We start from the raw sequence: 6,654 nt of genomic DNA, 5'->3' as shown, positions 1-6,654 counted from the left end.
CAGGCGCGGCCCGCCCGATCGTCGGCGCCTGGTTCGGGCGCGGGGGTCGCCGGCCCGAGCGCACGGCGGCCACGGCGTCGGCGAACGGCCCACCCGATCGGTACCGCATGCCCGGGTTCTTCACCAGGGTGATCTCGATCAGTTCGCGCACGTTCGGCGGCAGGTCGGCCGGCAGCGGCGGCGGTGTCTCCTTGATGTGCTTCATCGCGACGGTCAGCGCGCCGTCGCCGGTGAACGGGCGCTTGCCCGACACCGACTCGTAGCCGACGACGCCGAGGGCGTAGACGTCGCTGGCCGCGGTGGCGTCATGGCCGAGGGCCTGTTCGGGGGCGATGTACTGCGCGGTGCCCATCACCATGCCGGTCTGGGTGACCGGGGCGGCGTCAACGGCCTTGGCGATACCGAAGTCGGTCAGCTTCACCTGCCCGGTCGGCGTGATCAGGATGTTGCCGGGCTTGACGTCGCGATGCACCAGGCCGGCGGTGTGCGCCACCTGCAGCGCGCGGCCGGTCTGCTCCAGCATGTCCAGCGCGTGCCGCAACGACAGCCGGCCGGTGCGCTTGAGGACGGAGTTCAGCGGCTCGCCGTTGACGAGCTCCATCACCAGGTAGGCGGTGCGGCCCTCGCCGTCCATGTCGGTCTCGCCGTAGTCGTAGACGCTGGCGATGCCCGGGTGGTTGAGCATGGCGACCGTGCGGGCCTCCGCGCGGAACCGCTCGACGAACTCCGGGTCCGACGAGAACTCCGCCTTGAGCACCTTGACAGCGACGCGGCGGCCAAGCCGCGAGTCCACCGACTCCCACACCTGGCCCATGCCGCCGGTGGCGATGAGCCGCTGCAGCCGGTACCGGCCGGACAGCGTGACACCGACGCGGGGGCTCATGAGCCCTCCCTCAGCGCCGCGGCGATCGTGGCCCGGCCGATCGGCGCGGCAAGGGTGCCGCCCGTTGCGCCCAGCCGGTCACCGCCGCCCTCCACGAGAACGGCGACCGCGACTTTGGGCGCCTGAGCAGGCGCGAAGGCGATGTACCAGGCGTGCGGCGGAGTGTTGCGCGGGTCGGACCCGTGCTCCGCGGTGCCGGTTTTCGAAGCGATCTGCACGCCGGCGATGGCTCCCTTCTGCTGCGTCACCTGCTCGGCGCCGACCATCAAATCCGTAAGTGTACTTGCGACCTGTGGCGTCACCGCCCGTCGCTGTTCTGCCGGACTGGTGGTGCTGATGTTGGCCAGGTCTGGTCCATTGAGGCTGTCGACCAGGTAGGGCCGCATGGTTACCCCTTCGTTCGCGATGGTGGCGGCCACCATCGCGTTCTGCAGCGGTGTGAGCGCCACGTCCCTCTGGCCGATGCTCGACATGCCCAGCGCGGCGGCGTCGGCGATCGGGCCGACGGTGGATTCGGCGACCTGCAGCGGGATCGGCGCGGGCGCATCGTCGAGGCCGAAGGCCTGCGCGGTGTCGCGCAGGGCGTCGGCGCCGGTGTCGATGCCGAGCTCGACGAAGGCGGTGTTGCAGGAGCGCGCGAACGCCTCCCGCAGCGTGGCCGTCGGCCCGCCGCCACACGACGAGCCGCCGAAGTTCTCCAGTGACGCTGTGCTGTCCGGTAGTTCGATTCGCGGCGCGGCCGTCACCGTGGTGTTGGGTGTGGCGCCGGCCTGCAGCGCGGCCGCGGTGGTGATGACCTTGAACGTCGATCCCGGCGGGTAGGTCTCGGAGATCGCCCGGTTGAGCAGCGGGTTGTCCGGGTTGTCCCGCAGCTGTCCCCACGCGGTGGCCTGGTCGTCCATGTTGTGGGAGGCCAACTGGTTCGGGTCGTACGACGGCGCCGACACCATCGCCAGGATCTTGCCGGTGGACGGTTCGAGCGCCACCACCGCGCCCTTGCACGCCCGGCCGCTGCAGCCCTCGGACATCGCGTCCCACGCCGCCTGCTGCACCTGGGGATTGATCGTGGTGGCGACGTTCCCGCCGCGCGGGTCGCGGCCGGTGAAGAAGTCGGCCAGCCGACGGCCGAACAGCCGCTCGTCGGATCCGTTGAGGATGGTGTCCTCGGCGCGCTCCAGGCCGCTGCTCGAGTAGCTCAGCGAGTAGAAGCCGGTGACCGGGGCGTAGGCCTGCGGGTCCGGATAGACCCGCAGGAACCGGAACCGGCCGTTTGTCGACACCGAATACGCCAGCAGGTCACCGCCCGCCGAGATCTGGCCGCGCTGGCGGGAGTACTCGTCGAGCAGCACCCGCTGATTGCGTGGATCCGTGCGCAGACCGTCGGCGGTGAACACCTGCGTGATGGTGGCGTTGGCCAGCAGCAGCACGATGAGCGCCATGATCGTGACGGAGATGCGGCGGAGCGAGGTGTTCATACCTTGGAGATCACCTCGGTGCTGGCCGCCGCGATCGAGGTCTGCGGCGCCACCTTGGTGTCGATGGGCCGGCGCGCGGAATGCGAGATCCGCACCAGGATGCCCAGCAGCAGGTAGTTGGCCAGCAGCGACGACCCGCCGTAGGACATCCACGGCGTGGTGAGGCCGGTCAGCGGGATCAGCTTGGTCACCCCGCCGACGACGATGAACAGCTGGATGCCCAGCGTGGACGCGAGCCCGGCGGCCAACAGCTTGCCGAAGCTGTCGCGTACCGCGATGGCGGTCCGCAGGCCGCGCACGATCACGATCGTGTAGAGCATCAGGACGGCGGCCAGGCCGACGAGGCCGAGTTCCTCACCGATGGCGGCGATGATGAAGTCGGTGGACGCGGCGGGCACCGTTCCGGGCTGACCGTTGCCCAGTCCGGTGCCGAAGATGCCGCCGGTGGCGAAGCTGAACAGCGACTGCACCATCTGGTAGCCGGCACCGTCCGGGTCGGCGAACGGGTCCAGCCACGTCTGCACGCGAACCCGGACGTGACCGAACATGTGGTACGCCGCAACACTTCCCGCGGCGAAGAGGGCCAGCCCGATCACCACCCAGCTGAACCGGTCGGTGGCGATGTAGAGCAGCACCAGGAACGATGCGTACAGCAGCAGCGACGTGCCGAGGTCCTTCTCGAAGATCATCACGCCGATCGAGGCGATCCACGCCGCGAGCAGCGGCGCGAGGTCGCGGGGCCGCGGCAGATCCATGCCGAGGACGTGCTTGCCCGCACTGGTGAACACGTCGCGCTTGGCCACCAGGACGGCGGCGAAGAAGATCAGCAGCAGGATCTTCGAGAATTCGGCCGGCTGAATCGAGAAGCCCGGCAAGCGGATCCAGATCTTCGCGCCGCCCTGCTCGGAGAATTGGGAAGGCAGCAGCGCGGGAATCACCAGCAGGATCAGGCCGGTCACGCCGCACACGTAGCCGTACCGCGCCAGCATCCGGTGGTCGCTCAGGAACACCACGACGAGCGTGAAGCCCGCGACGCCGATCAGCGCCCACAGCATCTGCTGATTCGCGGTGCCGCCCAAGCCTTCTGACGTCAGCTCGCCGGCGGCGAGGTCGAGCCGGTGGATCATCACCAGGCCCAGTCCGTTGAGCAGCGCCACCACCGGGAGCAGCAGCGGGTCGGCGTACGGCGCGTACCGGCGGACCGCCACGTGTGCGGCGGCGAAGAGGGCGAGGTATCCCAGCGCGTACTGCGCGAGGTCCCAGCTGAGGCCCTGCTCCTGGTTCACCTCGACGATCAGCAGCGCCACGGTCGTGATGAGTGCCGCGAAGCCGAGCAGGATCAACTCGGCGTTGCGCCGGTTCGGCAGCGGCGGCGTCACCGTCACCGGTGACTGGGGCTGCGTCGTCACGCCGCCTCCCGGCAGTTGGTGCCAGGCTCCGGGGGCGGTGGCGGCAGCGCCGTCACGGTGGGGGAGGGGGACGGGGTGGGCGGCGCCGGTGGCGGTGCCTGCGGGCCGCCCGCCGTGGCGCCGGGCGTGGGAGCGACGGTCCGCGGTGTCTCGGGCGCCGGCGCGTTGCCACCGGTGGTCGCCGGAGCGTTCGGCACACCCGGGGACTGCGGCGACCCGGGCAGATGCGGTTGTGTCTTCGGCGTGGGCGTCGGCTTGGGCGCCTGGCAGATCGGCAGCAGCGAATCGCGTGCCAGCTGGTTGATCTGGCCGATCGCCTCGTCCTCGGAGCCGGTCGGCAGCCCCGCGATCACCTGGCGCTGTTCGGACTGCTTGAGGTCGGCGACGCGGAACAGCTCACAGTCGCGCGGCGCCTGGCCGGGGTTGATCAGCGTGAGGCCGTCGCGGGCGGTGAGGCAGCCCTGGCGGTAGGGCTCCTGGAGGTGATAGCCCAGGATCGACCCGGGCACGCCGCGCATGATCGACACCGTGCCGTCGTCGTCGCTGACGTAGTAGTTGTTGCGGACGATCTCGCGGCCGATGGCCAGCCCGGCGAGGGCCACCAGGATGAGCAACACCGCGGCGATGATCATCCGGCGCTTCGAGCGCGGCTTGCGGGCGTCCTCCGCAGGTTGCGGCACAACACGTTTGGGCTCGTTGCGCTTCGGATTGAACGCCGACGCGCGGCCCGCCGCGGTGTTGGGCGGGGGTTGGTCGGCGTCGCCGGACACGGCGCCGGCCAGGATCGGCTGGGTCTGTCCGTAGTCGTAGTCCACGACGTCGGCGACCACCACGGTGACGTTGTCCGGTCCGCCACCGCGCAGCGCCAGCTCGATCAGCCGGTCGGCGCTCTCGGCGACGTCCGGGATCTGCATCGCCTCGGCGATGGTCTCGTGGCTGACGGGGTCGGACAGCCCGTCCGAGCACAGCAGGTAGCGGTCGCCCACCCGGGCCTCGCGGACGATCAGCGTGGGCTCGACCTCGTGGCCGGTGAGCGCCCGCATGATCAGCGACCGCTGCGGGTGGCTGTGCGCCTCCTCGGCGGTGATGCGGCCCTCGTCGACCAGGGTCTGGACGAAGGTGTCGTCCTTGGTGATCTGGGTGAGCTCGCCGTCGCGCATCAGGTAGCCGCGCGAGTCACCGATGTGCACCAGGCCGAGGCGGTTACCCGCGAACAGGATCGCGGTGAGCGTCGTGCCCATGCCCTCGAGCTCGGGATCGGCCTCGACGTGCGCCGCGATTGCCGAGTTGCCCTCGGCGACGGCGGAATCGAGTTTGCCGAGCAGGTCGCCGCCGGGCTCGTCGTCGTCGAGATGGGCCAGTGCGGCGATCACCAGCTGCGAGGCGACCTCGCCGGCCGCGTGCCCGCCCATGCCGTCGGCGAGGGCCAGCAGGCGCGCGCCGGCGTAGACCGAGTCTTCGTTGTTGGCACGAACCAGGCCGCGGTCGCTGCGCGCGGCGTACCGGAGAACCAGCGTCACGGGCGCAGCTCGATCACCGTCTTGCCGATTCGAACCGGCGTGCCAATCGGAACCTTTACCGCCGTCGTCACCTTCGCCCTGTCGAGGTATGTGCCGTTGGTCGATCCTAGGTCCTCCACGTACCACTCCGAACCTCGTGGGGACAGCCGGGCGTGCCGGGTGGAGGCGTAGTCGTCGGTGAGCACCAGCGTCGAGTCATCGGCGCGGCCGATCAGCACCGGCTGGCTGCCCAGGGTGATCCGGGTGCCGGCGAGCGCGCCCTCGGTGACCACCAGCTGCCGGATCACGTTGCGCTGCCGGTTCGGCAGCAGCGAACCGCGCAGCGCCAGGCCGCGGCGCACCATCACCGCGCCGGTGGGCGCGTAGATGTCGGTGCGCAGGATCCGCAGCACCGACCAGATGAACAGCCACAGCAGCAACAGGAATCCGACGCGCGTCAGCTGCAGCACCAACCCCTGCATCTGACGTTCCTCTCGTTCCCCGATCCGTACTCCTCGCCGCATCAACACGGATCCCCGGGTCGCTGCGCCCTGCCCGCCGGTCCGGCCGGCGGTCGTCGGCAACGTCACGATACTTGGACGCTGTTCGACGTGGAGGTGAAGCCTTCAGCTTCGCCCGCGGCTGTGCCCAGGTCGTGACCCAGCCGCGATCAGTCAGTGAACGCGGACGATGATCTCGGAGTGCCCGAGCCGGATGACGTCGCCGTCAGCCAGCTGCCATTCCTGGACCGGTGCGTTGTTCACGGTGGTGCCGTTGGTCGAGTTGAGGTCTGACAGCAGCGCGACCTGACCGTCCCAGCGGATCTCCAGGTGCCGCCGTGAGACGCCGGTGTCGGGCAGCCGGAACTGGGCGTCCTGGCCGCGGCCGATCACGTTCGCGCCCTCGCGCAACTGGTAGGTGCGGCCGCTGCCGTCGTCGAGCTGCAGCGTGACGGTCGCGCCACCGGCCGGGTAATCGCCCTGCCCGTAGGCGCCGCCGTAGCCGCCGCCTGCCTGCTGGCCGTACTCGTAGTCGCGGCCCGCGGGCTCGGCGTAACCGGCCTCGCCGTAGCCGGCAGGCTCGGCATAGCCGCGGCCGCCGCCGTACTCCTGCTGCCCGTAGTCCTGGCGTCCGTACTGGCCGCCGCCGTAGCCGCCCTGGTCGGGGTAGCCGCCCTGATCCGGGTAGCCGCCGCCCTGGTCGGGGTAGCCGGGCCGGCCGGCCGGGGCGCCGTAGCCACCGTCCTCGTGCCTGCCGGGTGCCGGGGGACGGCCGTAGTCGTAGTCGCCGCCGGGCTGCCCGTACCCGGGCTGACCGCCGCCGTAGCCGCCGGCGGGGCCACCGGGGCCACCGGGCCCGCCGGGACCCGGACGGTAGCCCTGGTCGTA

General features: G+C 70.7%; 6 protein-coding genes. All 6 read right to left on the bottom strand.

From position 1 onward, the window contains the following. Positions 1 to 883 (bottom strand): serine/threonine-protein kinase (locus H7I41_RS06845; protein WP_264011822.1); only part of this gene is annotated, 883 nt, incomplete at its 3' end. Beyond that, positions 880 to 2,358 carry a D,D-transpeptidase PbpA gene (gene pbpA, locus H7I41_RS06840; RefSeq protein ID WP_264011821.1) on the bottom strand — a complete coding sequence of 493 codons (1,479 nt, stop codon included), beginning with the start codon at positions 2,356 to 2,358 and terminating at the stop codon, positions 880 to 882. The genes pbpA and H7I41_RS06845, both read right to left, overlap by 4 nt. After that, complete coding sequence (locus tag H7I41_RS06835) at positions 2,355 to 3,767, bottom strand: peptidoglycan glycosyltransferase RodA (RefSeq protein ID WP_264011820.1); 1,413 nt, start codon at positions 3,765 to 3,767, stop codon at positions 2,355 to 2,357. The genes pbpA and H7I41_RS06835 overlap by 4 nt, the downstream gene beginning before the upstream one ends. Further along, on the bottom strand, positions 3,764 to 5,287 hold the full coding sequence (locus H7I41_RS06830; protein WP_264011819.1) for a protein phosphatase 2C domain-containing protein: 1,524 nt from the start codon (positions 5,285 to 5,287) through the stop codon (positions 3,764 to 3,766). The genes H7I41_RS06835 and H7I41_RS06830 overlap by 4 nt, the downstream gene beginning before the upstream one ends. Further along, a complete protein-coding gene (locus tag H7I41_RS06825) occupies positions 5,284 to 5,748 on the bottom strand; it encodes an FHA domain-containing protein FhaB/FipA (RefSeq protein WP_264011818.1) in 465 nt (154 codons plus the stop codon). Before H7I41_RS06825 ends, H7I41_RS06830 begins: the two co-directional genes overlap by 4 nt. A 192-nt stretch (positions 5,749 to 5,940) precedes the next feature. Then, positions 5,941 to 6,654 (bottom strand): FHA domain-containing protein (locus H7I41_RS06820; RefSeq protein WP_264011816.1); only part of this gene is annotated, 714 nt, incomplete at its 5' end.

It is taken from the genome of [Mycobacterium] manitobense (genome assembly GCF_025821665.1).
GTDB lineage: Bacteria > Actinomycetota > Actinomycetes > Mycobacteriales > Mycobacteriaceae > Mycobacterium > Mycobacterium arseniciresistens.
The sequence above is the reverse complement of the archived record's forward strand: the minus strand, read 5'-3'. Positions and strand labels throughout refer to the sequence as shown.